At 72.6% G+C, this 24,190-nt stretch carries 23 protein-coding genes, 1 tRNA gene and 1 pseudogene; 15 read left to right on the forward strand and 10 right to left on the reverse strand.

Features of this window, described 5'->3' with window-relative positions; genetic code table 11:
* Nucleotides 1-180 (reverse strand): annotated as a pseudogene (locus tag BIV28_RS10580) (cation diffusion facilitator family transporter); the annotation flags it as partial.
* Nucleotides 181-358: 178 nt separating this feature from the next.
* Here BIV28_RS10580 and BIV28_RS10585 point away from each other — a divergent pair.
* On the forward strand, nucleotides 359-535 hold the full coding sequence (locus BIV28_RS10585; protein WP_076261686.1) for a CsbD family protein: 177 nt from the start codon (nucleotides 359-361) through the stop codon (nucleotides 533-535).
* Nucleotides 536-651: 116 nt separating this feature from the next.
* Here the strand turns inward: BIV28_RS10585 and BIV28_RS10590 are convergent, their stop codons facing one another.
* The 3 genes from BIV28_RS10590 to BIV28_RS10600 are packed head-to-tail and all read right to left on the reverse strand — an operon-like array spanning nucleotide 652 to nucleotide 3,858.
* Nucleotides 652-1,440, reverse strand: a complete 789-nt coding sequence (locus BIV28_RS10590; RefSeq protein WP_076262159.1) for a DeoR/GlpR family DNA-binding transcription regulator — start codon at nucleotides 1,438-1,440, stop codon at nucleotides 652-654.
* A gap of 10 nt (nucleotides 1,441-1,450) precedes the next feature.
* The gene (pdxA, locus tag BIV28_RS10595; RefSeq protein ID WP_076261688.1) at nucleotides 1,451-2,458 is read right to left on the reverse strand and encodes a 4-hydroxythreonine-4-phosphate dehydrogenase PdxA; all 1,008 of its coding nucleotides are present in this window, start codon (nucleotides 2,456-2,458) and stop codon (nucleotides 1,451-1,453) included.
* Nucleotides 2,455-3,858, reverse strand: coding sequence for a four-carbon acid sugar kinase family protein (locus BIV28_RS10600; protein ID WP_076261690.1), 1,404 nt, complete (start codon nucleotides 3,856-3,858; stop codon nucleotides 2,455-2,457). Before BIV28_RS10600 ends, pdxA begins: the two co-directional genes overlap by 4 nt.
* Nucleotides 3,859-4,118: 260 nt before the next feature.
* Here BIV28_RS10600 and BIV28_RS10605 point away from each other — a divergent pair, with 260 nt between their 5' ends.
* From BIV28_RS10605 to BIV28_RS10655, 11 genes are all read left to right on the forward strand, one after another.
* Nucleotides 4,119-5,747 (forward strand): ABC transporter substrate-binding protein, encoded by a 1,629-nt coding sequence (locus BIV28_RS10605; RefSeq protein ID WP_076261692.1) that lies wholly within the window; start codon nucleotides 4,119-4,121, stop codon nucleotides 5,745-5,747.
* Nucleotides 5,748-5,771: 24 nt separating this feature from the next.
* The gene (locus BIV28_RS10610) at nucleotides 5,772-6,704 is read left to right on the forward strand and encodes an ABC transporter permease (RefSeq protein WP_076261694.1); all 933 of its coding nucleotides are present in this window, start codon (nucleotides 5,772-5,774) and stop codon (nucleotides 6,702-6,704) included.
* Nucleotides 6,701-7,657 carry an ABC transporter permease gene (locus BIV28_RS10615; RefSeq protein ID WP_076261696.1) on the forward strand — a complete coding sequence of 319 codons (957 nt, stop codon included), beginning with the start codon at nucleotides 6,701-6,703 and terminating at the stop codon, nucleotides 7,655-7,657. Before BIV28_RS10610 ends, BIV28_RS10615 begins: the two co-directional genes overlap by 4 nt.
* On the forward strand, nucleotides 7,654-8,589 hold the full coding sequence (locus tag BIV28_RS10620) for an ABC transporter ATP-binding protein (RefSeq protein WP_242652908.1): 936 nt from the start codon (nucleotides 7,654-7,656) through the stop codon (nucleotides 8,587-8,589). The genes BIV28_RS10615 and BIV28_RS10620 overlap by 4 nt, the downstream gene beginning before the upstream one ends.
* Nucleotides 8,582-9,430: an ATP-binding cassette domain-containing protein gene (locus tag BIV28_RS10625; RefSeq protein WP_076261697.1), complete on the forward strand. Its 849-nt coding sequence runs from the start codon at nucleotides 8,582-8,584 to the stop codon at nucleotides 9,428-9,430. Before BIV28_RS10620 ends, BIV28_RS10625 begins: the two co-directional genes overlap by 8 nt.
* Entirely contained in the window at nucleotides 9,427-10,410 is a 984-nt protein-coding gene (locus tag BIV28_RS10630) for an aldo/keto reductase (protein ID WP_076261699.1), read from the forward strand. Before BIV28_RS10625 ends, BIV28_RS10630 begins: the two co-directional genes overlap by 4 nt.
* A complete protein-coding gene (locus BIV28_RS10635; protein WP_242652910.1) occupies nucleotides 10,407-11,222 on the forward strand; it encodes an HpcH/HpaI aldolase family protein in 816 nt (271 codons plus the stop codon). Before BIV28_RS10630 ends, BIV28_RS10635 begins: the two co-directional genes overlap by 4 nt.
* The gene (locus BIV28_RS10640; RefSeq protein ID WP_076261700.1) at nucleotides 11,219-12,511 is read left to right on the forward strand and encodes an exo-alpha-sialidase; all 1,293 of its coding nucleotides are present in this window, start codon (nucleotides 11,219-11,221) and stop codon (nucleotides 12,509-12,511) included. Before BIV28_RS10635 ends, BIV28_RS10640 begins: the two co-directional genes overlap by 4 nt.
* A complete protein-coding gene (locus tag BIV28_RS10645) occupies nucleotides 12,508-13,260 on the forward strand; it encodes an SDR family NAD(P)-dependent oxidoreductase (RefSeq protein WP_341350217.1) in 753 nt (250 codons plus the stop codon). The genes BIV28_RS10640 and BIV28_RS10645 overlap by 4 nt, the downstream gene beginning before the upstream one ends.
* A 65-nt stretch (nucleotides 13,261-13,325) precedes the next feature.
* The gene (locus BIV28_RS10650; protein WP_076261702.1) at nucleotides 13,326-14,885 is read left to right on the forward strand and encodes a carboxylesterase/lipase family protein; all 1,560 of its coding nucleotides are present in this window, start codon (nucleotides 13,326-13,328) and stop codon (nucleotides 14,883-14,885) included.
* Nucleotides 14,882-15,685, forward strand: a complete 804-nt coding sequence (locus BIV28_RS10655; protein ID WP_076261703.1) for a 2-oxo acid dehydrogenase subunit E2 — start codon at nucleotides 14,882-14,884, stop codon at nucleotides 15,683-15,685. The genes BIV28_RS10650 and BIV28_RS10655 overlap by 4 nt, the downstream gene beginning before the upstream one ends.
* Here the strand turns inward: BIV28_RS10655 and BIV28_RS10660 are convergent.
* Both BIV28_RS10660 and BIV28_RS10665 read right to left on the reverse strand, forming a co-directional pair.
* The gene (locus tag BIV28_RS10660; protein WP_076261705.1) at nucleotides 15,682-17,394 is read right to left on the reverse strand and encodes a SulP family inorganic anion transporter; all 1,713 of its coding nucleotides are present in this window, start codon (nucleotides 17,392-17,394) and stop codon (nucleotides 15,682-15,684) included. The genes BIV28_RS10655 and BIV28_RS10660 overlap by 4 nt on opposite strands.
* Complete coding sequence (locus BIV28_RS10665) at nucleotides 17,391-18,362, reverse strand: universal stress protein (protein WP_076261707.1); 972 nt, start codon at nucleotides 18,360-18,362, stop codon at nucleotides 17,391-17,393. The genes BIV28_RS10660 and BIV28_RS10665 overlap by 4 nt, the downstream gene beginning before the upstream one ends.
* Nucleotides 18,363-18,583: 221 nt before the next feature.
* Between BIV28_RS10665 and BIV28_RS10670 the strand changes: the two genes are divergently transcribed.
* The 3 genes from BIV28_RS10670 to BIV28_RS10680 all read left to right on the forward strand — a co-directional run bounded on the left by BIV28_RS10670 (nucleotide 18,584) and on the right by BIV28_RS10680 (nucleotide 21,250).
* Nucleotides 18,584-18,988, forward strand: coding sequence for an SHOCT domain-containing protein (locus BIV28_RS10670; RefSeq protein WP_076261708.1), 405 nt, complete (start codon nucleotides 18,584-18,586; stop codon nucleotides 18,986-18,988).
* 35 nt (nucleotides 18,989-19,023) lie between these two features.
* On the forward strand, nucleotides 19,024-20,709 hold the full coding sequence (locus BIV28_RS10675; protein ID WP_076261710.1) for an MFS transporter: 1,686 nt from the start codon (nucleotides 19,024-19,026) through the stop codon (nucleotides 20,707-20,709).
* A 79-nt stretch (nucleotides 20,710-20,788) separates the two neighbouring features.
* Entirely contained in the window at nucleotides 20,789-21,250 is a 462-nt protein-coding gene (locus BIV28_RS10680; protein WP_207555918.1) for a hypothetical protein, read from the forward strand.
* 120 nt (nucleotides 21,251-21,370) lie between these two features.
* On the opposite strand, the gene BIV28_RS10685 is transcribed toward BIV28_RS10680, so the two are convergent.
* The 4 genes from BIV28_RS10685 to BIV28_RS10700 form a co-directional block, all read right to left on the reverse strand.
* Complete coding sequence (locus BIV28_RS10685; RefSeq protein ID WP_076261713.1) at nucleotides 21,371-21,835, reverse strand: hypothetical protein; 465 nt, start codon at nucleotides 21,833-21,835, stop codon at nucleotides 21,371-21,373.
* 171 nt (nucleotides 21,836-22,006) lie between these two features.
* A tRNA-Lys gene (locus tag BIV28_RS10690) sits at nucleotides 22,007-22,082 on the reverse strand.
* Between the two features lie 195 nt (nucleotides 22,083-22,277).
* Complete coding sequence (locus tag BIV28_RS10695; protein ID WP_076261715.1) at nucleotides 22,278-22,913, reverse strand: response regulator; 636 nt, start codon at nucleotides 22,911-22,913, stop codon at nucleotides 22,278-22,280.
* Nucleotides 22,910-24,190 (reverse strand): sensor histidine kinase, encoded by a 1,281-nt coding sequence (locus BIV28_RS10700; protein WP_076261717.1) that lies wholly within the window; start codon nucleotides 24,188-24,190, stop codon nucleotides 22,910-22,912. Before BIV28_RS10700 ends, BIV28_RS10695 begins: the two co-directional genes overlap by 4 nt.

Consider the following 24,190-nt stretch of genomic DNA (forward strand, 5'->3'; position numbering starts at 1 on the left):
GTTGACGACCGACTCGGCGGCGTCGGAGAGCAGGCCGACCGAGCCGGTGAGCCGCCACGCGATGACCTTGAGGGTGATGGTGACGATCGCCGCCGCAATCGACAGGTAGGCGAACCGGCTGAGGTCGCGGGTCTGCAGGCCGCGTCGGGCGTCGGCCGACGCGGTGGCCGCGGTGGGCACGGTGTCGGGGCTGGTCTGGCTGCGGTCGGGGTCGGCGTCGCTCACGCCTCCAGTGTCGCAAAGCACACCGACGGCGTGGGTCGGCGCTCCCCATGCGGACGGCGTCGGTGCTGGTCGGTGGTGCACGAGCGCGCGATCCGGGTAGGGCAGGAGTGACCGAACGGAGAAAGGAGCCCGCATGGGTACCGAGGACAAGGCACGCAACATGGGCGAGGACCTCAAGGGCAAGGCCAAGGAGGCCGCCGGAAAGGTCACCGACAACGAGCGCCTCGAGGCCGAGGGCAAGGGCGACCAGGCGGCGGCTGACCTCAAGCAGCGGGGTGAGCACCTCAAGGACGCCTTCAAGACCGACTGACCACCTGCGTCACCGGTGAGGTGGGCCGGCTCCTGCACGGGCCGGCCCATCGCCGTGTCCGGACGCGTGCGGCTGCGCCCCGCGTCGACGCGTCCGCCGGGCGGGCCCCTCGGGCCTCAGGCGCCGCGCGGTGCGACGACGACCTCGACGCCGTTGCCGCGGAAGCGGTCGAGCTCGGTGGCGTCGGCCGACGCGTCGGTGACGAGCGTCCAGCGCGCGGGCATGACGGCCCACGCGTGGAACGGCGACTGGCCGAGCTTGTCGGCGTGCGCGAGGACGTAGGTGTGCTCGGCGCGGCTCATCATCAGCTCCTTGAGCCGCGTCTGCTCGAGGTCGGCCTCGCAGATGCCGCGGTCGGCGTGCACGGCGTCGGCGCCCATGAAGGCGCGGTCGAACGACAGCCGCTGCACGGCCGCCTCGGCCAGTGGCCCGACGAACGCCTGGCTCAGCGCTCGCAGGCGCCCGCCGAGGGCGATGACGTCGATGCCCGGCCGCTCGGCCAGGGTCGACATGGCGCTGATGCCTGCGGTGACGACGGTGAGCTCGGTGAGCGACGTGGTGCGGGCCATGGCGTCGGCGAGCGCCCCCGTGGTCGAGCCGGCGTCGAGCAGGACGGTCTCGCCCGGCTCGACCTGCGACGCGGCCCACCGGGCGATGTCGCGCTTGGCCTCGTGCGCCTCGCCGAGGCGCTGGCGCAGCGAGGCCTCGGGGTGGTGCGACAGGCTCATGACGCCGCCGTAGGTGCGGGCCAGCTTGCCCTGCGCCGTCAGCTTGGCGAGGTCGCGGCGGATCGTCGACGGCGTGACGCCGAGCTGGTCGGAGAGGTCCTCGACGCTCGCGAGGCCGCTCGTCGTGGCCAGGCGCACGATCTCGCCACGGCGCGTCTGTGCGCTCTGCTTCGCCACGAGCGGCACCTTAGGCGTCGGCGGGCTGCGGCGCCATCTCCGCGCCGAGCCGCAACGCCTCGATCATGGAGCGGTGGTCGGCGATGCCCGTGCCGGCGATGTCGAAGGCCGTGCCGTGGTCGACCGACGTGCGGATCACCGGCAGGCCGACGGTGACGTTGACGCCGGCCTCGAGGCCGAGCACCTTGACCGGGCCGTGGCCCTGGTCGTGGTACATCGCGACGACGAGGTCGTAGTCGCCGCGGCCGGCCAGGAAGAAGAGGGTGTCGGCGGGCAGGGCGCCGTGCACGTCGATGCCGTCGGCGCGGCAGGCCTCGACACCGGGGTTGATCTTGGCCTCCTCCTCGCCGTGGCCGAAGAGGCCGTTCTCGCCGGCGTGCGGGTTGATGCCGCAGACGCCGATCTTCGGGTTCGGGGTGCCGGCGTCGACGAGGGCCTTGTGGCCGCGGCGGATGACCCGCTCGACGAGGCCGGGCTCGATGCGCTCGACGGCGTCGATGAGCCCGATGTGCGTCGTGACGTGGATGACCTTGACCTTCTCGGTCGAGAGCATCATCGAGACCTCGGGGGTGCCGGTGAGGTCGGCGAGCAGCTCGGTGTGGCCCGGGTAGAGGTGGCCGCCCGCGTGCAGGGCCTCCTTGTTGAGGGGGGCCGTGCAGATGGCCTGGACCTTGCCGGCCATCGCGAGCTCGGAGGCGACGCGGATGTAGTGGTAGGCGGCGTCGCCCGCCACGGCCGACAGCTCGCCGAAGGGCAGGTCGGCCGGCAGGAGCCCGAGGTCGATGACGTTGATGCGGCCCGGGGCCTCGACGGCCTCCTCGACGTCGGAGACGGTGACGATGTCGACGGCGGCACCGACGATCTCGGCGGCCTGCTTGAGCCGCAGCGCGTCGCCGACGACGACGGTGCGCGCGAGGGTGGAGACCTCGGGCTCGGCGAGCGCCCGGACGATGATCTCCGGACCGATGCCGGCGCCGTCGCCCATGGTCACGGCGATACGGGGAAGGACGGTGCTCATCGGTTCTCCTTGGTGAAGGCGCTCGTGCGCGACGGGGGTGTGGGTGAGTCGGGTGCGGGGGTGGCAGCGGGTGCGGCGGTGGGGAGGAGCTGTTCGGCGACGCGGCGCAGCGAGGCCGCGTCGCCGAAGCTGCCGGGGCGGGTCACCACGACGCGGGTGCGCGGGGCGACGCCGGTGGCCTCGGATCGGTCGGGGGAGGCCTCGGGGGTGGGGCGCAGGCTGGCGACGGTGCCGGGGCCGAGGGCGGACACGACCTCGAGCGATCGGGTGCCGAGCCGGTCCAGGACCGCGCGGGCGGTCTGGCCGCCGGCGAGGAAGAGGCCCTCGAAGCGGTCTGCGACGGCGGCGACGGCGTCGGCGAGGGCGGCGACGATGGCCTCGGACGCGGCGGGGTCGGCCGGGGCGGCGGGGTCGAGTGCGACGACGGCGAGACCGTCGGGAACCTGGCCGTCGGGGGCGAGGGCCTCGAGGTCGGCCAGCACCGACCGGGGGTCGGTGAGCAGCGCGGCGGGGTCGACGTGCACGCTCGCCCGAGCCAGCGGGGCGACCTCGTCGAGCTGGGTCGCGACGACGCCCGCCCGGGTGCCGAGCACCATGAGCAGCGACCGCACTGCGGGCGGCCGGGCGACGGACGCCGGGCCCGCTCCCAAGGTTGCGGACGTATCGTGCCCGGTGTGCGCGGCGCGTTCGTGGGGTGGGAGGGCACGGATCGCGGCCGCCGCCAGGGCGCCGGACCCGACGAGCAGGCTCTCGCCGAACGCGGCCCGGGCCGCGGCCACGACCGTGTCGAGGTCGGCGTCGTCGGTGGCGTCGCACACGGGCGCGCTGCCGTCGGCGGCGGCCCGGCGGAACGCCTCGGCCAGCGCCCCGACGCCGGAGCGGACGGTGTCGAGTGGCACCGGCGTCGTGCGCACGGTGCGCAAGGCGTCCGCGACGCCTGCCGGTGGGGCTCCGGGCTCGACGGCCCACAGGGTGGTGTCGTGCAGCGGCGTGCCGCCCACGTGCAGGACGCCGTCGGTGACCGTGCGTCCGAGCGCCGGGTTGGCCACGGCCACGACCGGTGTGCGGGCCAGGCTCTCGGCGAGGGCGGCGACCTCGACGGCGACGTTGCCGCGCAGCAGCGAGTCGATCTTGTGCACGACGACCGGGGCGCTCGCGACGAGCTGGCTTGCGGCGCAGACGCGCTCGCGGGCGGCTGGCCCGCTGAGGACGCGCGTGTCGGTGTCCACGACGACGACGCGTCCGGATGCGTCGGGCGCCTCGCGGGGCGCGCCGGCGTCGGCGGGGGAGAGGAGCTGGAGAGCAACACTGCGCGAAACGCGCAGCAGGCCGTGCGCGGCGCACTCGGCGGCGCCGCTGAGGTCGTCGGCGACGACGGCCAGCTCCGGGGTGGTCTGCACTGCTCTCTCCTCTCCGCTGTGGTGCCAGTTAATCCTTTGTGGGACAAGGAGTTAGGCGACCTTGCCCACGCAGGAGCGGGACGTCCGGGTGGGGCGGCGCGGGGGCCGTCCGACCGGCTCCCGGCCGCAGGGCCGGGGATCCGCTCGTGAAAATGACGGTACAGGTCTTGCGCATTTCGCGCAATGGTGGGAGCGTTACCTCATTCCGAACGGCGCACAACGCGCAGTTGCGGTCACGGCCAACTCAACGAGGAGTCCAGATGCCCCACACGCCAGCACTGCTGACCCAGCCCGACCAGCCGGCGCGCGAGGTCTCCCGCCGGTCGATCCTGAAGTTCGCGTCGCTGGCCGGCGCCGGAGCCCTCTTCGCTCCCGCGATCGCCGCCTGCGCCGGACCGAAGTCGGCGACGAACGCGAGCACCGCCGGTGCCGCGGCGTCGGGCGGCAAGCTGAGCATCGTGCTCAACCGCAACCTGGTCAGCCTCGACAACAAGCTGAACCAGTACGACGCGGCCGTCACCGTCCAGCGCGCCGTGCGCGAGGCGCTGACGAAGATCGGCGACGACCTCACCCCCGAGCTCGTCCTCGCCGAGTCGTTCGAGCAGACCAAGCCCACCGTCTGGACGGTCAAGCTGCGCAGCGACATCCACTACTCCGACAAGTCGCCCGTCACGGTCGAGGACGTCGAGACGGCGCTCAAGCTCTACTTCCAGGTGCCCGCCGGCTACGTCGCGGCGCAGTTCCCCGAGCAGCCGACCTTCGCCAAGGTCGACGACAAGACCTTCACGCTCACCACCAAGGTGCCCGTCGTCACGCTCAACTCGCTGATGTCGAACATCCTGATCACGCCGGCCAAGGACAACAAGGCCGAGGAGCTGTCGACCGGCCTCGGCACCGGGCCCTTCACCATCGCGAGCGCCGACACCGGCACCGGCACCTACCGCCTCGCCCGCAACGAGAACTACTGGGGCCAGAAGGCCGCGCTCGAGGAGGTCAACGTCTCCTACCAGGAGGAGGAGGGCGCGCGCGTCATCGCCATCACCTCCGGCCAGGCCGACGTCATCGACACCATCACGCCCGAGTCGGCCGCCTCGCTCAAGACGAACGCCGACATCGACGTCATCGAGACGCCCGGCACGCGGCTGATCCACCTCTTCTACAACTTCCGCAAGCCGGCCGGCCACCCCCTCGCCGACCCGAAGGTGCGCGAGGCGCTGACGTACGCCATCGACCACGACTCGCTCATCAAGGCCCTCATGAACGGCCAGGTCACCTCCGCCGAGGGCGTCGTGCCCACGACCCTGGCCGGCTACGCCAAGACCGGCTCGTACGTCTACGACCAGGCCAAGGCCAAGCAGCTGCTCGCCGACGCGGGCGTCTCCGGCCTCAAGCTCACCTTCATCTGGGAGGACTCCGAGTTCGCCGGCGCCTCGCGCGTGCTCGAGGCGATCTCGCAGATGCTCGCGGCCGTCGGGGTCACCGCCACCCTGAAGATGATCCCCAAGGGCGGCGAGATCAACGCCTGGCGCCGCGGCGAGGCCGGGGACTGGGACGTCCTCGCCAACGGCTACGGCAACCAGACCGGCCTGGCGCTGACCAACCTCGTCGGCCAGTACGGCGGCACGCCGGCCAAGGAGAAGACCAAGGACACCTACCAGGGGTACGTCTTCCCCGACGTCGTCGCACTCCTCGACCAGGCCGGGGCCGAGCCCGACGAGGCCAAGCGCAACGACCTGCTCAAGCAGGCCCAGGAGAAGGTCTGGGCCACGTGGCCGGCCCTGTGGGCCTGGACGCCGAACAACGTCCTCGCCAAGCGCAAGCGCGTCGCGACGCTCAAGCTGCGGGCCATCAACTCCTACGACCTCGGATCCGTGACGGTCTCGGCCTGATCGGTCCACCACCCAGGTGAAGCCATGCTGAAGTACGTCCTCAAGCGCATCGGACAGACCGTCCTCACCGCGTTCCTCGCGACCGCGACGGTGTTCGTCCTGCTGCGGATGGCCCCGGGCGACCCGGCCGCGAACTACGCGCCGCCGAACCCCACCTCGGCCCAGCTCGAGGCCATCCGCGTGCAGTTCGGGCTCGACCAGTCGATCCCCGTGCAGTTCGTGACCTTCCTGCAGCACCTGTTCCAGGGCGACGTCGGCACGTCGTTCTTCTTCAAGCGCCCCGCGCTCGAGGTCGTCCTGGAACGGCTGCCGTACACGATCACCCTCGCGGTCGCGGCGATCGTCGTCACCTCCGTCGTCGCGATCCCGCTCGGGGTCTGGATGGCGCGACGGGCCAACACGGCCACCGAGCTCGGCGCCAACATCGGCACCATCGCCGGGCAGTCGATGCCCGACTTCTGGATCGGCTTCGTGCTGCTCATCCTCTTCGCCGTGCAGCTGCAGTGGTTCGAGCCCTCGGGCTTCAACTCGATGGCCTCCATCGTGCTGCCGACCCTGACGGTCGCGATCCTGCAGATCGCCCTCATCTCCCGGCTCGTGCGCCGCGAGATGGTCGTCAACCTCGCCGCGCCCTACCTGACCGTGGCGCGCTCGCGCGGCATCTCCGAGCGGGCCCTGACGTGGCGCTACGCGTTCGGCAACTCGGCGCTGCCCGTCGTCACCGCGCTCGGCACGCGCTTCGCCGCGATGCTCAACGGCGTCGTCATCGTCGAGGTCGTCTTCAACTGGCCGGGCGTCGGTGAGCTCGTCGTCAACGCCCTCAAGCAGCGCGACTTCCCGCTCATCCAGGCCACCGTCCTCGTCACCGTCGTGCTGGCGCTCGTCGTCCAGCTCCTCGTCGACCTGCTCTACCCGCTCATGGACCCGCGCGTCCGTCTCGGAGAGGCCAGCGCATGACCACCTCCACGCCGAACCTGCCCGGTCACCCGCAGGTCCCGAACCTCAGCGAGGTGCCCGGCTCGATCCTCGGCCGCGACTCTGCGGTGACGAAGGTGCTGCAGCGACGCTCGTCCGCCGCCCGGCGGGCCCGCTACAGCACCATCAAGATCTGGGTCGGCGCGATCTGCGCGGGAGTCGTCGTGATCCCCGTCGTGCTCGCTCGCGTCCTGCCGCTGCCCGACCCCATCGTCGGCGCCCTCGCCGAGTCCTCGCTGCCGCCGTTCAGCCCCGGGCACCTCTTCGGCACCGACCCCAACGGCCGTGACCTGCTCAGCCGCATCCTCAACGGCGGCCAGACCTCCCTCGTCATCGGGTTCCTCGCGATCTTCGTGTCGGGCCTGGTCGGCATCGTGGCGGGGGCGGCCGCGGGCTACTTCGGCGGCTGGGTCGACACCGTCGTCTCCCGCCTGCTCGAGGCGCAGATGTCGCTGCCGCTGCTGCTCATGCTGCTGCTCGTCGTGGCGCTCTTCGGCCCGTCGATCCCGGTGATCACGCTCGTCATCGCCTTCGCCCAGTGGCCCGAGCCCGCCCGCATCACCCGCGCGCTCGTCCTCGTCGAGCGCGAGAAGCCCTACATCGCCGCGGCCCGGGTGCTCGGCCTGCACCGGATGTCGATCATCACCCGCCACGTCGTGCCCAACATCCTGCAGCAGGTCCTCGTCGTCGTCCTGCTGCTCCTCGCCCAGGCCGTGCTGCTCGAGAGCGCGCTGTCGTTCCTCGGGGCCGGCGTCCAGCGTCCGTACCCCACGTGGGGCGGCATCATCTCCGACGGCCGCGAGCTGTTCGTCACCGGCAAGTGGTGGCTCGTCACGATCCCGGGCATCGTCATCGCCCTGCTCGTCGTCGGTGTCAACCTCATGGGTGACGGCCTGCGCGACCGCGTCCGCCGCGCGAAGGGAGACCAGTCATGAGCGTCCTCGAGGTCACCGACCTGCAGGTCGAGCTGATGGTCGGCGACGGCAACGTCGTCCGGGCCGTCGACGGCGTGAGCTTCCACATCGACCGCGGCGAGACCGTCACGATCATCGGCGAGTCCGGCTCGGGCAAGTCGACGACGGCCATGGCGATCCTGCGCCTGCTGCCCGACGACCTCGCCGTCATCTCGGGCGAGGCCCGCATCAGCGGCCACGACGTCACCGGTGACCGCAAGGTCATCAACGGGCTGCGCGGCCGCACGGTGGCCCTGATCCCGCAGGACCCGATGACGGCGCTCAACCCGATCCGCACCATCGGCAAGCAGATGTCCGAGGCCGTGCGCATCAAGTACCCGAAGCTCAGCAAGGCCGAGGCCAGGGCGCGCTCGCTCTCGCTCATGGAGCAGGTGCACATCCGCAACCCGGCCAAGCAGTACGACGCCTACCCGCACCAGCTGTCCGGCGGCATGCTCCAGCGCGTCCTCATCGCGATGGCGGTCTCGACCGACGCCGACCTCATCGTCGCCGACGAGCCGACGAGCGCCCTCGACGTCACGGTGCAGGCCGGCATCCTCGACCTGCTCCTCGAGCTGCAGGAGCAGACCGGGATCGCGATGCTGCTCATCACGCACGACCTCGGCGTCGCGCGCCTCATGAGCGACCGCATCCACGTCATGAAGTCGGGCGTCTTCGTCGAGGGCGGCCCCGTCACCGACGTCGTCGACCACCCGCAGCACCCGTACACGCAGAAGCTGCTCGGCGCGATCCCCGAGCTCGGGCCCTGGCAGGACCCGGCGCTCACGGCGACGGACGCGTCCGGTACGCCCGACGCGTCCGGTACGTCCGACGCGTCCGGCACGCCCGACGCGTCGGGCACGCCCGACGACCCGTCCGCCGCCACGCGCGTCAAGGAGGCCAGCCATGGCTGAGGACCTGCTCACCGTCCGCAACCTCGTCGTCGAGTACGGCACCGGCAAGAACGTCTTCCGCGCCGTCGACGACGTGTCGTTCAGCGTCCCGCGCGGCGGCACCCTCGCGATCGTCGGCGAGTCCGGCTGCGGCAAGTCGACGATCGCCAAGGCGCTCGTGCGGCTGCTCAAGCCGACGTCGGGCTCGATCGACCTCGACGGCACCGACCTCGCTGAGCTCACCGAGAAGCAGCTGCGCCCGATGCGCCACCGCGTGCAGATGGTCTTCCAGGACCCCTACGGCTCGCTCGACCCGCACCTCACGGCCCAGGAGATCGTCGCCGAGCCGATCGCCGTCCGCGGCGAGAGGTCGCGGAAGGTCCAGCGCGACAAGGCCGCCGAGCTCATCGACCGCGTCGGGCTGCCGAAGACGGCGCTCGACCGCAAGCCCCCGGAGTTCTCCGGCGGGCAGCGCCAGCGCATCGGGATCGCCCGCGCCCTGGCGTCGGGCCCCGAGCTGCTCGTCTGCGACGAGGCCACGAGCGCCCTCGACGTGTCGGTGCAGGCGCAGGTGCTCGAGCTGCTCGCCGACCTGCAGGAGGAGACCGGCCTGACCTACCTGTTCATCTCGCACAACCTCGGCGTCGTGCGGGCCATCTCCCAGGACACGATCGTCATGCGGGCCGGCCGCATCGTCGAGAGCGGCCGCACCGACGACCTCCTCTCGCGCCCGCAGGAGGACTACACCCAGCGCCTGCGTCGTTCGGCGCTCGAGCCCGCGCTCATGACGGGCATCAAGCCGCGCCACCTCATCCGCCACATCGCCGCCTCGCGGGCGGCCGAGACCGAGAAGGCCTCATGACCCTCCCCGCCACCGACCTCCCCGGCCTCGAGCAGCCGCTCTCGCAGCTCGTGCTCGGCACCATGACGTTCGGCGACACCGTCGACCTCGACACCGCGCGCACCATGGTCGACACCGCCCTCGACGCCGGCATCACCTCGCTCGACACCGCCAACGGCTACTCGGCCGGCCGCAGCGAGGAGATGCTCGGCGAGATCCTCGCCGGGCGCCGCGACAGCGTGACCGTCGCGACCAAGGCCGGCATCTACCCGGGCGACGCCGGTGGGCAGCCGCTGCTGTCGGCGCCCGCCCTGCGCTCGTCCCTCGAGGCGAGCCTGCGCCGGCTGCGCACCGAGTACGTCGACGTCTACTACCTGCACCAGCCCGACCGGTCGGTGCCGATCGACGAGACCGTCTCCGCGCTGGGCGACTTCGTCAAGGAGGGCAAGGTCCGCGCCATCGGCGTCTCCAACTTCTCCGCGTGGCAGATCGGCGACGTCAACGTCGCGTGCGACGCGTTCGGCACGCCGCGCCCGGTGCTCGCCCAGCAGCTCTACAACCTCGTGGCCCGCCGGATCGAGGCCGAGTACGCGGAGTTCGCGACGACCAAGGACCTCGCGACCATCGTCTACAACCCGCTCGGTGGCGGCCTGCTCACGGGTCGCCACTCGTTCACCGAGTCGCCCACCGAGGGGCGCTTCGGGTCGTCGGCGCTGTCGACGATGTACAAGGACCGCTACTGGAACGCCGAGACGTTCGCGGTCATCGACGCCCTGTCGTCCGTCGCGGCCGGCGCCGGCGTCTCCCTGCCCGAGCTCGCGCTGCGGTGGCTGCTGTCCAAGCCGGTCGTGTCCGCGGTGCTCCTGGGCGGGTCCAAACCACACCAGCTGGAGGCCAACATCACTGCTGCACAAACCGGTCCGCTCCCCGACGACGTCGTCGCCGCGTGCGACGAGGCAGGCGCGCCCCTCCTGGGCTCGATGCCGGGGTACAACCGATGAGCCCCGCGGCCGACGGCGGCCAGACGGCGATGGAGCGCAGCCGCGCCCGCGTGCTCGACTTCGCCCGGCGCGTCCGGTCCCGCCAGCCGATCCTCGGCTACTGGGTCATCATCGACTCGCCGGTCTCGACCGAGCGGCTGGCGCGCGTCGGCTACGACTACGTGTGCTTCGACGCCCAGCACGGCCTGCTCGACTACAAGGGCATCCTCTCGGGCATGCAGGCCATCGACGCCGGCGGCGAGTCCGTCGGCATGGTGCGCGTCGGGGCCAACGACCCGTTCCTCATCGGCCAGGCGCTCGACGCCGGTGCCGCCGGCATCATCGTGCCGCTCGTCAACACCGCCGAGGACGCCGCCCGCGCCGTGACGTACGCCAAGTACGGCCCGGAGGGCATCCGCTCCTACGGCCCGATGCGCTCGCAGCTGCGGATCGGCCCGAACCCCGCCGACTCCAACGAAGCCACCGTGGTGCTCGCGATGATCGAGACGCCCCAGGGCCTCGAGAACGTCGAGGAGATCGCGGCGATCCCCGGTATCGACGGGCTCTACATCGGCCCCTCCGACCTGCGGCTCGCCGTCGGCGGCGCGACATCGACCGACCCGGCCGTCGACGACGTCTTCGAGGCGGCCGTGGAGCGCATCCTGCGGGCCGCCGACGCGGCCGGCATCGCCGCCGGGTTCCACACTCCCGGTGGGGAGGTCGCGGCCAAGCGGCTCGGCCAGGGCTTCACGCTGGCCACCGTGTCGTCCGACCTCGTCCACCTCGAGCAGGCGGCCGCCGCCCACCTGCGGGCGGCCCGGGGCGAGTCGTGACCGTGGCGGCGGGGGCCGTCGCGGACGGCGTCGTGCGGGTCAGGGACGAGGCGTCCTTCCCGCACGCGTTCCCGACGGCCCTGCTGCCGACGCCGACCGTGCAGTGCCACGCGGCGAACCTCGCGTGGCTGCCCGGCGGCGACCTGGCCTGCGTGTGGTTCGGCGGCACCCAGGAGGGCGTCGCCGACATCTCGGCCCACCTGTCGGTGCTGCCGGCCGGGTCGGACACGTGGCGCGAGCCGGTGCGGCTCAGCGACGACGCCACGCGCTCGGAACAGAATCCCGTGCTCTTCACGGCCCCCGACGGCGCCGTGTGGCTGCTCTACACGGCCCAGCTGGCCGGCAACCAGGACACCTCCGAGGTGCGCCGACGCGTGTCGCGCGACGGCGGTGCGACGTGGGGCGAGCCGACGGTGCTGTTCCCGGCCAGCGACCGCGGCGGCGTCTTCGTGCGTCAACCCCCGGTCGTGCTGCCAAGCGGCCGCATCGTCGTGCCGGTCTTCAACTGCGTCAGCGTGCCCGGCGAGAAGTGGTCCGGGGACGCCGACACCTCGAGCGTTCGGGTCAGCGACGACGGCGGCGCCACGTGGACCGACGTCGAGGTGCCCGGATCGCTGGGCTGCGTGCACATGAACATCGTTCTGCGGCAGGATGGTTCGCTGTGGGCGTGCTTCCGCAGCCGGTGGGCCGACCACGTGTACGAGACGACGTCGGTCGACGACGGCTCGACGTGGGCCGAGCCGGTGCCCACCCCGCTGCCGAACAACAACTCCTCGATCCAGGCCACCGCGCTCGGCGACGGGCGACTCGCCCTCGTGCTCAACCGCAGCAGCGCCGCCGACGCCACCGCGCGACGCGTGTCGCTCTACGACGAGATCGACGACGAGGGCATCCGCGAGGGCGTCGACGGGCCGGTGCTCGCCGACGCGGACGGGGCCGATGCGACGGGCACCCTTGTGGCGTCGGACGACTCGGGTGACGGGAACCGGCCGCGGCGCGCGTTCTGGGGCGCCCCCAGGGCGCCGATGACCCTCGGCGTCAGCGTCGACGACGGCCGCACCTGGCCGGCGCTGCTCGACGTCGAGACCGGCGACGGCTACTGCCTGTCGAACAACTCGCGCGACGGCCTCAACCGCGAGCTGTCCTACCCCTCGGTGCTGCCCGGCCGCGACGGCGACCTCCACGTGGCCTACACGCGGCACCGCCGCGCGATCCGGTACGTGCACGTGCCGGCCGAGACCGTCGAGGCCCTGGTGCGCGACGCGATGAAGGCTTCCGGGCAGGCGTGACCGGCGTGACCGGGCCGGCGACGAGTGGACCCCTGACCGGCGGGACGCGCCCACCCGCGCCCCGCACCGCCGTCGTCACGGGCGCCAGCTCCGGGATCGGGCTCGCCGTGGCCCTCGACCTCGTCGAGGCCGGGTGGCACGTCATCGGCCTGAGCCGGACGCGCGGGTCGCTGCCCGGCGGCACCACGTGGCTGACGTGCGACCTGGCCGACGTGACCTCGGTCGACGCGGCCGTCTCGGCCGTGCGCGAGTCCGCGGCCGGCGGCGTGGACGCGATCATCCACGCCGCCGGCCTCCAGCACTCCGGCCGGCTCGGCTCGCTCGACCACGCCGGCGGCGAGCGCATGTGGGCCGTGCACGTCCGCGCCGCCGAACGGTTCGTGGACGGGCTCGTCGACGACGTCGTCGACGGCGGACGCGTCGTGCTCGTGGGCAGCCGCACCATGACCGGTGTGCCCGGCAAGAGCCAGTACGCGGCCACGAAGGCGGCCCTCGCCGCCCTGGCCCGCTCGTGGGCGGCCGAGCTCGCCCCCCGACGCGTCACCGTCAACGTCGTGGCGCCCGGCCCCACCCGCACGGCGATGCTCGAGGACCCGAACCGCTCGATGACGCCTCCGGTCGTGCCGCCACTCGGGCGCCTCGTCGAGCCGTCCGAGGTGGCGGGCCTCGTGCGGTTCCTGCTCGAGCCCTCCGGGGCGATGGTCACGGGGCAGACGCTCGTCGTCTGCGGCGGCGCCTCGCTGCCCTGACCCGACCCCACCCGAAGCGTCCGGAACCGCCCCCGCGATCACCCACGCGGTAGGACGCTGGGGTGATGGACACCGTGGTCAGGACCCGCCACGGCGTGGTCCGCGGGCTCGTGGAGGACGGCGTGCACGTCTTCCGCGGCATCCCGTACGCCGCGCCCCCGTTCGGCCCGAACCGGCTCCGGCCTCCGGCGCCCGTGGTGCCGTGGGACGGGACGCGGGACGCCACCAGGCTCGGACCCGAGCCGCCCCAGGTCGCGCCACCGTCGACGGGCGGGACGGCCGAGGGCGCGCAGGAGGAGTGGCGTGACGTCGACGCCGCGTTCGCCGCCGTGGAGCGGGCGAGGGCGACCGAGGACTGCCTCAACCTCAACCTCTGGACCCCGGACCCCGGAGCCGCCGCCCTGCCCGTCATGGTGTGGATCCAGGGCGGCATGTTCGAGCTCAGCTCGACCGCCGCCTACGACGGCAGCAGGTTCGCGCGCGACGGGGTCGTCTGCGTCGTCGTCAACTGGCGGCCGGGTGCCGAGGGCCTCCTGCACCTCGGCGACGGCGTCGCGAACGTGGGGCTGCTCGACCAGGTGGCGGCCCTGGAGTGGGTCCGCGACGACGTCGCGGCGTTCGGCGGCGACCCCGGCGACGTCACGGTCTTCGGTGAGTCCGCCGGGGCGATGAGCATCGGCTGCCTGCTCGCGATGCCACGCGCCGAGGGCCTCTTCCGGCGGGCGGTCCTGCAGAGCGGCGCCGCCCACCACGTGCTGTCCTCGGCCGACGCGCGTCGGGTCGCCGACCGGCTGGCCGCGGCGCTCGGCGTCGAGGCGACCCGGGAGGCCATCGCCGGGGCGGGCGTCGACCGGCTCCTCGGCGCGCAGGCGGCGCTCAAGCAGGAGCTGCTCGCCCGGCCCGACCCCGCGATCTGGGGGCAGGACGTCGTCGCGACCGTCATGCCGTGGCAGCCCGTCGTCGACGGCGTCGTGCTGCCGGCACTGCCGATCGAGGCGATCGCCGCCGGGTCGGCCCGCGGCGTCGACGTGCTCGTCGGCACGAACACCGACGACTGGAGGCTCTGGCTCCTCGTCAGCGGCGCCATGGGCCAGGTCACCGACGCCATGCTCGCCGGCCCGGTGGAGCGGTTCGGCCACCTCAGCCTCGCGGCGTACGGCCTCGACGCCGGTGACGACCTGGCCGCCTACCGTGCGCACCACCCCGGCCTGGCGCCGGGGGAGCTGCTCGCGAAGGTGCAGACGGACTGGTGGATGCGGGTGCCCGCACTGCGCCTCGCCGACGCGCACCTCGCCTCGCGGAGGGACGCGTCGACGCGCACGTTCGTGTACGAGTTCGCCTGGGGCGCACCGGGTCTGGGTGCCGTGCACGCGCTCGAGGTGCCGTTCGTCTTCGACACGGCACACCCGGACGCGCCGCTCTTCGGGCCGCTGCTCGGCCCGGACCCGCCGCAGGACCTCGCGCGGGCCGTGCACGCGGCGTGGGTCGGCTTCGCGCGGGACGGCGACCCCGGGTGGCCCGAGCACGACCTCGCCCGGCGCGCGACGATGCGCTTCGACACTGCGAGCGGCGTCGTCGACGACCCGTACACGTGGGAACGCACCTTCTGGGAGGGGCGGAGGTGAGCGGCGCCGGCGGCTACACCGTCCGGGACATCCCGCCCGAACGGCGGCCCGTGCTCGACCGCCTCGCCGGGGCCGCGCGACGGTTCCAGGTGCACGCGCTCGTCGAGCTCGACGTCGCGGAGGCGCAGCGCCGGATCGACGCCGCGACGGAGCACGTGTCGTGGACCGGCTTCGTCACGGCATCGGTCGCCGCCGCGGTGGCGCTGCACCCGGAGGTCAACGCCCGCAAGGCGGGCCGTCGCATCCTGTCCTTCGACCGGGTCGACGTCGGGGCCACCGTCGAGCGCCTCGAGCAGGGCCGCGCAACGCTCGACATCGTCGTGCTGACCGACGCGGACCGGCTCTCGTGCGCGGACGTGACGGCCGCGCTGCACCGGGCCAAGGTCGGCCCGCGCCAACCGCACCCGCAGGGCAGGCTGCTCGGCGCGGTGCTCCGCCTGCCGGGACCGGTGCGGCGGGCCGCGGTGCGGGCCGCCGCGACGAGCCCGGCGGTGTCGGCGTCGTTCGGTCCCGCCGTCGGGGTCACCTCGATCGGGATGTTCTCCTCGACGTGGGGCTGGGCCGTGCCGCTCGCCCCGCTCACGGTCATCGTCACCGTCGGCGGCGTAGCCGAGCGTCCGGTGGCGCGGGACGGGCAGGTCGTCGTGCGGCCGATGCTGCCGCTCACGATCAGCCTCGACCACGCCGTCGTCGACGGCGCCCCGGCGGCCCGGTTCGTCGAGACGCTGCGCCGGCTCGTCGAGACGGCCGCCGTGCTCGACGCCACGCGTCCGACGGGGGACGCCGCAGCCGCCCGCTAGGCCGAAGGCGGGTCCGGGGGCGCCATCCTGCTGCCGAGCTGCGCCTCGACGGCGCGGTGGACGCTGCCGTGGATCCGGTCCGCCCCGATCCGCTCGAGGACGCCTTCCCGGTCGAGGATGTCGCGGGCAGCGGGCTTGAGCTTGGCCAGCCGGAGGGTGATCCCCGACTGTTCGGTGAGGTCGAGGATGTCGGCGATCTTGCCCGAGCCCTGGGAGTCCACGTAGGCGATCCCAGAGCAGTCCAGGACGATCCCGGTGAGCCCGTCGCTCGAGTTGATCACCTCCCTGATGCGGTCCTGGAGGGCGTCGGACGTCGCGAAGAACAGGCCCCCGTCGAGCCGGAGCGCGGCCACTCCCGGCACCTCTTCGTCCTCGGGGTGCTCGGAGAGCTCTCGGAAGACCTGCGTGCCGGCCTCGCGCGCCAGCGTCGGCATGGCCGGGTGGGTGGCCACCCACACGAGCCAGAGCAGCGACAGCGCGATCCCGATGACGACGCCGGCGAACACGCCGAAGAGCAGCGTGCCCACGATGGCGGCGGTCGCGATCCAGAAGTCGAAGCGTTGCACGCGGAAGAGCCGGCGCATCTCGGGCACGTCGATCATCCCGCTGACGACCGCCTCGATGATGAGCGCCGCGAGAACCGGCTTGGGCAGCTGGGAGAACAGGGGGGCCAGCACGACCAGGGTGAGTAGGACCGTCACGCCGGAGGTCAGCGACGCCAGACCGGTCCGAGCCCCGGACCTGTCGTTGAGCGAGCTCGCGGACAGGCTGGTCGATACCGGCATCCCCTGCAGCAGACCGGCGCCGGTGTTGGCCACCCCCTGGGCGAACGACTCCTGGTCCATGTCGATGCGGTAGCGGTGCCGTGCTGCGAAGGCCCGGGCGTCCCCGGCGGTCTGGGAGAACCCGATGAGCACCAGCGCCGTCGCCGCCACGGCCACGACACCGACGTGGTCGAGGGCTAGCCCGAGGTCGGGCACCTCCACCGAGGGCAGCCCCCGCGGCACCTCACCGACCAGCGCCACCCCCCGGGCGCCGAGGTCGAGCAGCCACGACGCGACCAGACCACCGACGACCAGCACCAGGGCTCCCGGGACCGAGGGCGCCAGCCAGCGGAGGCCGAAGACGACCGCGAGGGCCGCGACCCCGACGAGCACGGTCCACGCGTCGGACTGCCCCAGCGTCCCGAACCAGGACCACAGCTCCTGCACGGGGTTGGACCCGGTCGTCTCGGTCCCGGTCAGCTTGGGCAGCTCACCGATGACGACGTCGAGCGCGGCTCCGAAGAGGAACCCGGTGACCACCGCCCGGGACAGGAACTGTGCGATCCAGCCGACGCGGAGCACGAACATCAGCAGGAACAGCACGCCCGAGGCCAGCGTGATCCCGGCGACGAAGCTCGCGATCTCGTGCTCGGCGGTGAGCCCGGCGGCCAGCGTCGCACCGGCGGCCACCGCCGCCAGCCCGGAGCTCGGCCCCACCGAGATCTGGCGGCTCGTGCCGAAGACCGCGTACAGGATGGCGCCCGCGGCCGCCGCGTAGAGCCCGTTCTGCAGCGGGATGCCGGCGATGCCGGCGTAGCCGAGGTTCTTCGGCACGATGAGCGCCGCGACGGTGACGCCGGCGACGATGTCGGGACGCAGCCAGCTCCGGTCGTAGGAGCGGAGCCACCCGGCGATGGGCACGAGGCCCGGCCGCGTGGCGGTCATCGCGCCGTGGGCGTCAGCGTCCGTGCGCCCGTCACGCGGGTCGGCCCGCCGTGGCGCAGGTGGTGCAGCGGCCGGCCGGGGACCGGCGTCGGCACCGGCTCGACCGCGGCCGGCACGACCATCGCGTCGCAGGGCAGCGCGTCGAGGGCCCCGCGCAGGACCGAACCGCGGACCATCTCGACGAGCGCTCCCCGTCCGGGTCGGCGCACCTCGTCGTGGCCGCCGACGACGACGAGGTCATCGGGGTGGCAGCGCGTCGTCAGGGTGTCGACGCGGTGGTCGAGGACGACGACCTCAGCCCGGCACCGCAGGGCGGCACTCTCCGCGACGGTGCTCTCCGCGACGGTGCGGACCGCGTCCCACGCCGCGACGAGGGCCGCCTGCCGCTCCGCCTCGCCCCCGAGCGCCCGGACCGTGCGGACGACCGAGAGGGGGTCGCCGCGCAGCCGCGCCTCCCGGACCGCGCACCGCAGCACCTCGCCGTCGTCGGCCCGGCCGGTCAGCGCCGCCCGCACGGCGGGGCCGCGGTCGGGGGAGCGGTCGAGGTCGGCGGGGTGCACGTGGGGGGCCCGACGCGTCACGTGCGGCAGCATGACCGGGCACCCGGCGCGTCGGATCACCTCGTCCGCGGTCCGGCCCAGGAAGAGCACCTGGTGCCCGCCGAGCCCACGGGCCGGCGCCACGAAGAGCGCCGCGCGCGCGGCCAACAGGCCCATCGCCGCGTCGTCCTCCCGGGGGATCGAGGCGATCTCGACGGGCACCGTCGGGTCGGTGGCCTCGGCGACGATCGCGGCCCGGCGCGCTGCCGTGTGCATCGCCTCGGCGGACAGCCGCCGGTGGCCCGGCACGCTGATGCTCGTGCTCGACTCGTCGACGACGAGCAGCACGAGGTCGTGCCCCCGGCGCGCCGCCTCCGCCGTGGCGGTGGCGATGGCGGCCTGGTCCGCAGCCGACCGCCCACACCCCACGACGACTGCGTCACAACGCTTTCGATCGAGCATGGCCCACCGCCCATCCGCGCCACCCTGCCGCCTCGCGCAGGGCCGAGGTCCGACCTCGCCGCCGCCAGTGTTGCGCCGCCGCCACGCGGCGGGATCACTCCTGCGGGATGAGGCTGACCCCGCGCCCGTCGACCACGCTGGTCCTGACGACCACCGTGGCGTCGAGCTGGCTCTTCGAGAGGACTGGCATGGACAACATCACGACCAACTTCTGGGACGTCCTGCTGTGGAGCTTCTGGTTCTTCATCTGGTTCGCCGCGATCTTCGTGTGGGTCCGGTGCATCTTCGACGTCTTCCGGGACCGGGACCTCAGCGGCTGGGGCAAGGCCGGCTGGGCCATCCTGCTCATCCTCGTGCCGTGGCTCGGCGCGCTGATCTACCTCATCGTCCGCGGGCGCAGCATGTCCGACCGGCAGATGCGCGAGATGGCGCAGGTGCAGCAGCAGCAGGAGGAGTACATCAGGTCCGTGGCGTCCGGCTCGGGCGCTGCGCCGAACGCGGCGGACCAGATCGCCAGCGCCAAGTCGCTGCTCGACTCCGGCACGATCACGCCAGAGGAGTTCGAGGCGCTGAAGACGAAGGCCCTCGCCTGACCCTGCGGAGCGACAGGGTCGGAAGGAGCACCCCGATGGCGAAGAGCACCGCGCCCGCAGTCGCGGCGACGGCGGGCGCGGGCTCTGGCGCCATCCTCGTCACGCTGGCCTCCGGCCAGTTCCTCATGGCGCTCGACAGCTCGGTCATGAACGTGTCGATCGCGACGGTCGCCGCCGACCTCGACACCTCGGTCACCGGTATCCAGACGGCCATCACCCTCTACACGCTGGTGATGGCCTCACTCATGATCACCGGCGGCAAGGTCGGCCAGATCCTGGGCCGCAAGCGGGCCTTCGCCCTCGGCTGCATCATCTACGGCTGCGGGTCGCTGACGACCTCGCTGTCGCCGAACCTCACGGTCCTGCTCATCGGCTGGTCGATCCTCGAGGGTGTCGGCGCCTCGCTCATCATGCCGGCCATCGTCGCCCTCATCGCCGCCAACTTCGGTCGGTCGGAGCGTCCGCGCGCGTACGGCATGGTGGCCGCGGCGGGGGCCATCGCGGTGGCGGCCGGCCCGCTCATCGGTGGGCTCTTCACGACGTACCTGTCGTGGCGGTGGGTGTTCGCCGGGGAGGTCCTCGTGGTGCTCGGCATCCTCGTGCTGACCCGCAGGATGGCCGACACGCCACCGGAGTCCGGCGTGAGGCTCGACCTCGTCGGCACCGCGCTGTCGGCCTCCGGCCTGGCGCTCGTCGTCTACGGCATCCTCCGCGCCGGGTCGTGGGGGCTCATCGACCCCAAGCCCGAAGCGCCGACGCTCTTCGGCCTGTCCGCGGTCATCTGGCTCATCCTGGCCGGTGGCTTCGTCCTCGTCGGGTTCCTCGCGTGGGAGCGTCGACGCGTCGAGCGCGGGGAGGCCGCACTCATCGACCCGGCGATGCTGCGCAACCCGCTCCTGCGCGGTGGGCTCACCGGCTTCTTCTTCCAGTACCTGCTGCTCGCCGGCCTGTTCTTCGCCGTGCCGCTGTTCCTGTCGGTCTCGCTCGGCCTGTCGGCGATCGCCACCGGGGTGCGGATGCTGCCGCTGTCGGTGACGCTGCTCATCGCGGCCGTCGGCGTGCCGAAGTTCTTCCCCGACGCCAACCCCCGTCGCGTCGTGCGCCTCGGGTTCCTGTCCCTCCTGCTCGGCCTCGTCACCCTGCTGGGTGCGCTCCAGCTCGGCGCCGGCCCCGAGGTCGTCACGCTGCCGATGCTGCTCGCGGGGCTCGGGATCGGCGCCCTGGCCTCCCAGCTCGGCAGCGTCACCGTGTCGTCGGTGCCCGACGAGGAGACGGACGAGGTGGGCGGCCTGCAGAACACCGTGACGTTCCTCGGGTCCTCCTTCGGCACGGCGCTCAGCGGCGCCGTGCTCATCGCGGCGCTCTCCTCGTCGTTCTTCACCGGCATCCAGGACAACCCGGCGATCCCTGCGAGCCTCTCGTCGCAGGCACAGGTCGAGCTGTCCGCCGGCGTGCCCTTCATCCCGGACTCGCAGCTGAGCGCCGCCCTCGACGCGGCCGGCGTCCACGGCGACACCGCGGCCGCGGTGATGGACGAGAACACCGCCGCCCGACTCGCCGGCCTGCGGGCCTCGCTCGGGGTGCTCGCGCTGCTCGGGCTCGTGGCCATCTACTCGGTGGGCGGCATCCCGACGCGCCAGCCGGGCGCCAAGCCCGAGACGACGGCCGCCGGGGACGAGGCGGGGGCCGCCCCCGACCCGGAGGCCGCCGGGTCGTCGTGACGCGTGGCGCCCTTGACGTGGTCCGGAGGGGGACGGACAGTGAGGCGTCGGGTCGGCGGCTCGGGTGAACAGGGGGCACGTGGTGCGTCGCGTGGTTGTGGCTTCTGCGGGCGTCGCCGTGGTGGCGTCGGTGGTCGTCGGGGTTCTGGCGTGGTTGGGTGCCGGGCCCTTCCGAGCACCACTCAAGGAGTACTCGTTCTCGCCGACCGAGGTTCGTACGCTGGGCGAGGGCGGGGACCCGCTGGTGATCTCCGTCATGTTCCCGTGGGGCGAGGACGGGGTGTGTTCGGGCCAGTTCACGGTGACGGCGGTCGAGTCCGCGTCGTCGGTGGTCGTGAGCCAGGTCAAAGGCTCGGAGTGGCCAGCCGGAGAGCTGTGCGCGGACCTCGGAACGCCGGATGGGGTCTCCAGTGCGGAACTCACACTGCGGAGTCCGCTGGGCGACCGGACGGTCACCAGGGCTCAGGATGGCGCGGTGCTGCCCGTGCTGGATCCGTGTGAGCGGCAGGGTGTGCCGTCGATGTGCCCACGGCTTCAATAGCGCTACTTCGCGCTCGAGCCACGTACAGAAACTCTTCACCGGGTCGAACGCCGGGCCGGAGTCCTCCTGCGGTGACGTGCTTGTCCGTCTGTGCAGCTGGGGGCTCGAGCCGTCAGCGAGTCAGCCCCCGACTGCGAACGCCACAACCTCGTGGTCACGACATGCGTCGGGTAGCAAGGAGCGCACGTCGGTGCCGTGTGGCCTCCCAACGCCTCCATCGAGCCGGTCGCCGGGTCGAAACGTCATGCCGTTGACGCGGACCTCGAAACTGTCTCCGCGAGAAACCAGTTCGGTGCCTGGGGGCCACGCGAGAACGGTGTCGTCGTCCAGGAAGCCGACGCACGTGCGTGCGACCAGGCCCAGCTGTCCACCTCCACCGACCATGTCCCCGCTGTCCCCCTGCCTACCGAGGGTCTCGCTTCGTGCATCGATCAAGAGGGTGACGCCGTCGGCGTGCTCGAGGTGTGCGGCAGAGCCTCGCGGGAGCACCGAGAAGGCAACAGCGGCGCCGACCAACACGACAGCGGCCGTGACAGCGCACAAGATCCACAGTCGGGCAGGCCCGCTCGGATCGATCCCGCTCATGCGGCTGTCTGAACGTGCGCGACGCCGACATCCATGAGGCGATCCTGTCACCTGACCCGCGTCGAACGCGCCGTCAGAGGCGAGCCCCGACGACCTGCTCTTCACTGCTCCCGAGGACGGCCTGCGTCGTCCGGACAACCGGCGTGGATGCGTGCTCGACCCGGAGACATGTGGTGGGCCCCGTCGGGCTCGAACCGACGACCAGCGGATTAAAAGTCCGACGCTCTACCAACTGAGCTAGAGGCCCGGGTGGGTGGGGACGTTAACAGGGAGAACCGTAGGGACAACAACGGTGTGATTCGCCTGGATCCCAGCCCGCCGTCAGTATGCCGCACGGACCCTCCGCTGAGACCCGCACCCGGTGCCTCGGCCCGGAATCGAACAGCGCGCCCGACCGCGCCGGGACCGCGTGGCCTGGGCCGCGGGCAGCCTCGAGATGGCGCTATGTCCGGTCGAGGAGCCCGGCGCTGCGGGCGGCCGCGATCGCGGCCGTGCGGCTGTCCACACCGAGCTTGGTGTACGCGTGGTTCAGGTGCGTCTTGACCGTCGCCTCGCTGACGAACAGGCGCTTGGCCACCTGCCGGTTCGACAGCCCCTCAGCGACGAGCCGCATGACCTCGAGCTCGCGCGCGCTCAGCCCGGCCTTGCGGGTGCGCAGGGTCGCGATCATGCGCTCGGTCATCGACGGGCTGAGGACGGTCTGCCCGGACGCCGCGGCCACGATGGCAGCGACCAGCTCGTCGGTGGCGACGTCCTTGAGGAGGTATCCCGAGGCGCCCGCCTCGACGGCGCGCACGATGTCGGTGTCATGGTCGTACGTCGTCAGGATGAGTACCGCAGGCGCAGGGGGCGTGAAGGAGAGGACCGCTCGGGTGATCGCGACCCCGTCCATGCCGTCACCGAGTCGCAGGTCGCACAGCACGACGTCCGGGCGCTGCTGCGCCGCAGCGGACAGCGCCGCCGGGCCGTCCCCGGCTTCGGCGACGACCTCGACCTCGGGCCGGGCTGCCAGCAGCATGCGCAGTCCAGCCCGCACCACCGGGTGGTCGTCGACGATGAGGACGCGGACGGGCGTCATCCAGCGACTCCCGCGCGCAACGGCACGTGCGCGGTCAACGCGGTGCCCTCACCCGGCGCGGACTCCACGTCGAGACCGCCGCCGAGCTCGCGCAGCCGTGCCCGCGTGGACGACAGCCCGTAGCCGCCGGCCTCGGGCGCGTGCGGTCTCGAGTCGACCGCTCTGGGGTCGAAGCCGATTCCGTCGTCGACGACGTCGAGGCGTACGGAGTCCGTTGTCTCCGACAAGGACACGACGACACGGGTGGCGTGGGCGTGCCTGCGCACATTGGCCAACGCCCCCTGCAACGTGCGGACCAGGGCGACCTCCAGGGCCGTCGGCAGGGCATCAAGCTGCCCGTCCAGACGCAGGTCGGTGGGGATGCCGGTCTGGTCGGTGAACGAGTCCAGCAGGCGCCGGAGGCTGGTCGGCAGGGTCGCCCCATCGAGCTGCCGTGGCGCCAGCGACGCGACGACCCGTCGTGCCTCATGCAGGTTCTCGGACGCCGTGGACTGGATGTGACGCAGGAGCTCACGTTGGCGCGTCCGGTCGGTCACCTCCTCGGCTGAGCGCGCCAGCAGCACGATCGAGGAGAAACCCTGCGCCAGGGTGTCGTGGATGTCGCGGGACAGGCGGGCCCTCTCGCCGAGCGCGCCGGCCTCACGTTGGGTGGCGGCCAGTTGTGCATGCAGCGACTCGGCCTCGGCCTGCGCTTCGACGAGGGAAGCGATGAGGCGTTCGCGTTCCACGCCGTACCGGACGAGCTGGACCTGGCCCCAGGAGACGATGAGGGCGAACAACGCGCCGATCGCCGGCCCGATGACCCCCGCGACCGTGAGCACGCCCAGCGCGTGCCACGGCGCGACCACGACCACGGCCAGCACGGCGAGCGCGTACGGCACGGACCAGCGCCACGGGAGAAAATGCCCGGCAAGCAACCAGAGGCTGAACGCGACCCAGACGAACTCCGCGGAGAGGGCGACCAGGACGAGCCACAGGGCCGTCAGCCCGAGCAGCCATACGAGTACGGCTGATCCGGCGCCCGATGTGGCACCGGGGACTCTGCCGGTGCGCTCGGTCTCCCGCGAGGCGGGTGCGCCAGGGCCCGCTCCGCCATGCACCCGTCGGCGCCGGGAGAAGACGACGCCGAGGACGTACCAGCCCAGGAACGCGACGGTGAGCGCCACGGCGGAGGCCGGCGATGCCCCGAGCGTGACGGCCCTGACCAGTCCGATGCTCGTCAGGGCCACCAGGAGCAGGTGCTGGAAGCCGGTCAGGAACCGCAGGGCCGAGTCCAC

Source organism: Intrasporangium flavum (assembly GCF_001956915.1).
Taxonomy (GTDB): Bacteria; Actinomycetota; Actinomycetes; order Actinomycetales; family Dermatophilaceae; genus Monashia; species Monashia flava.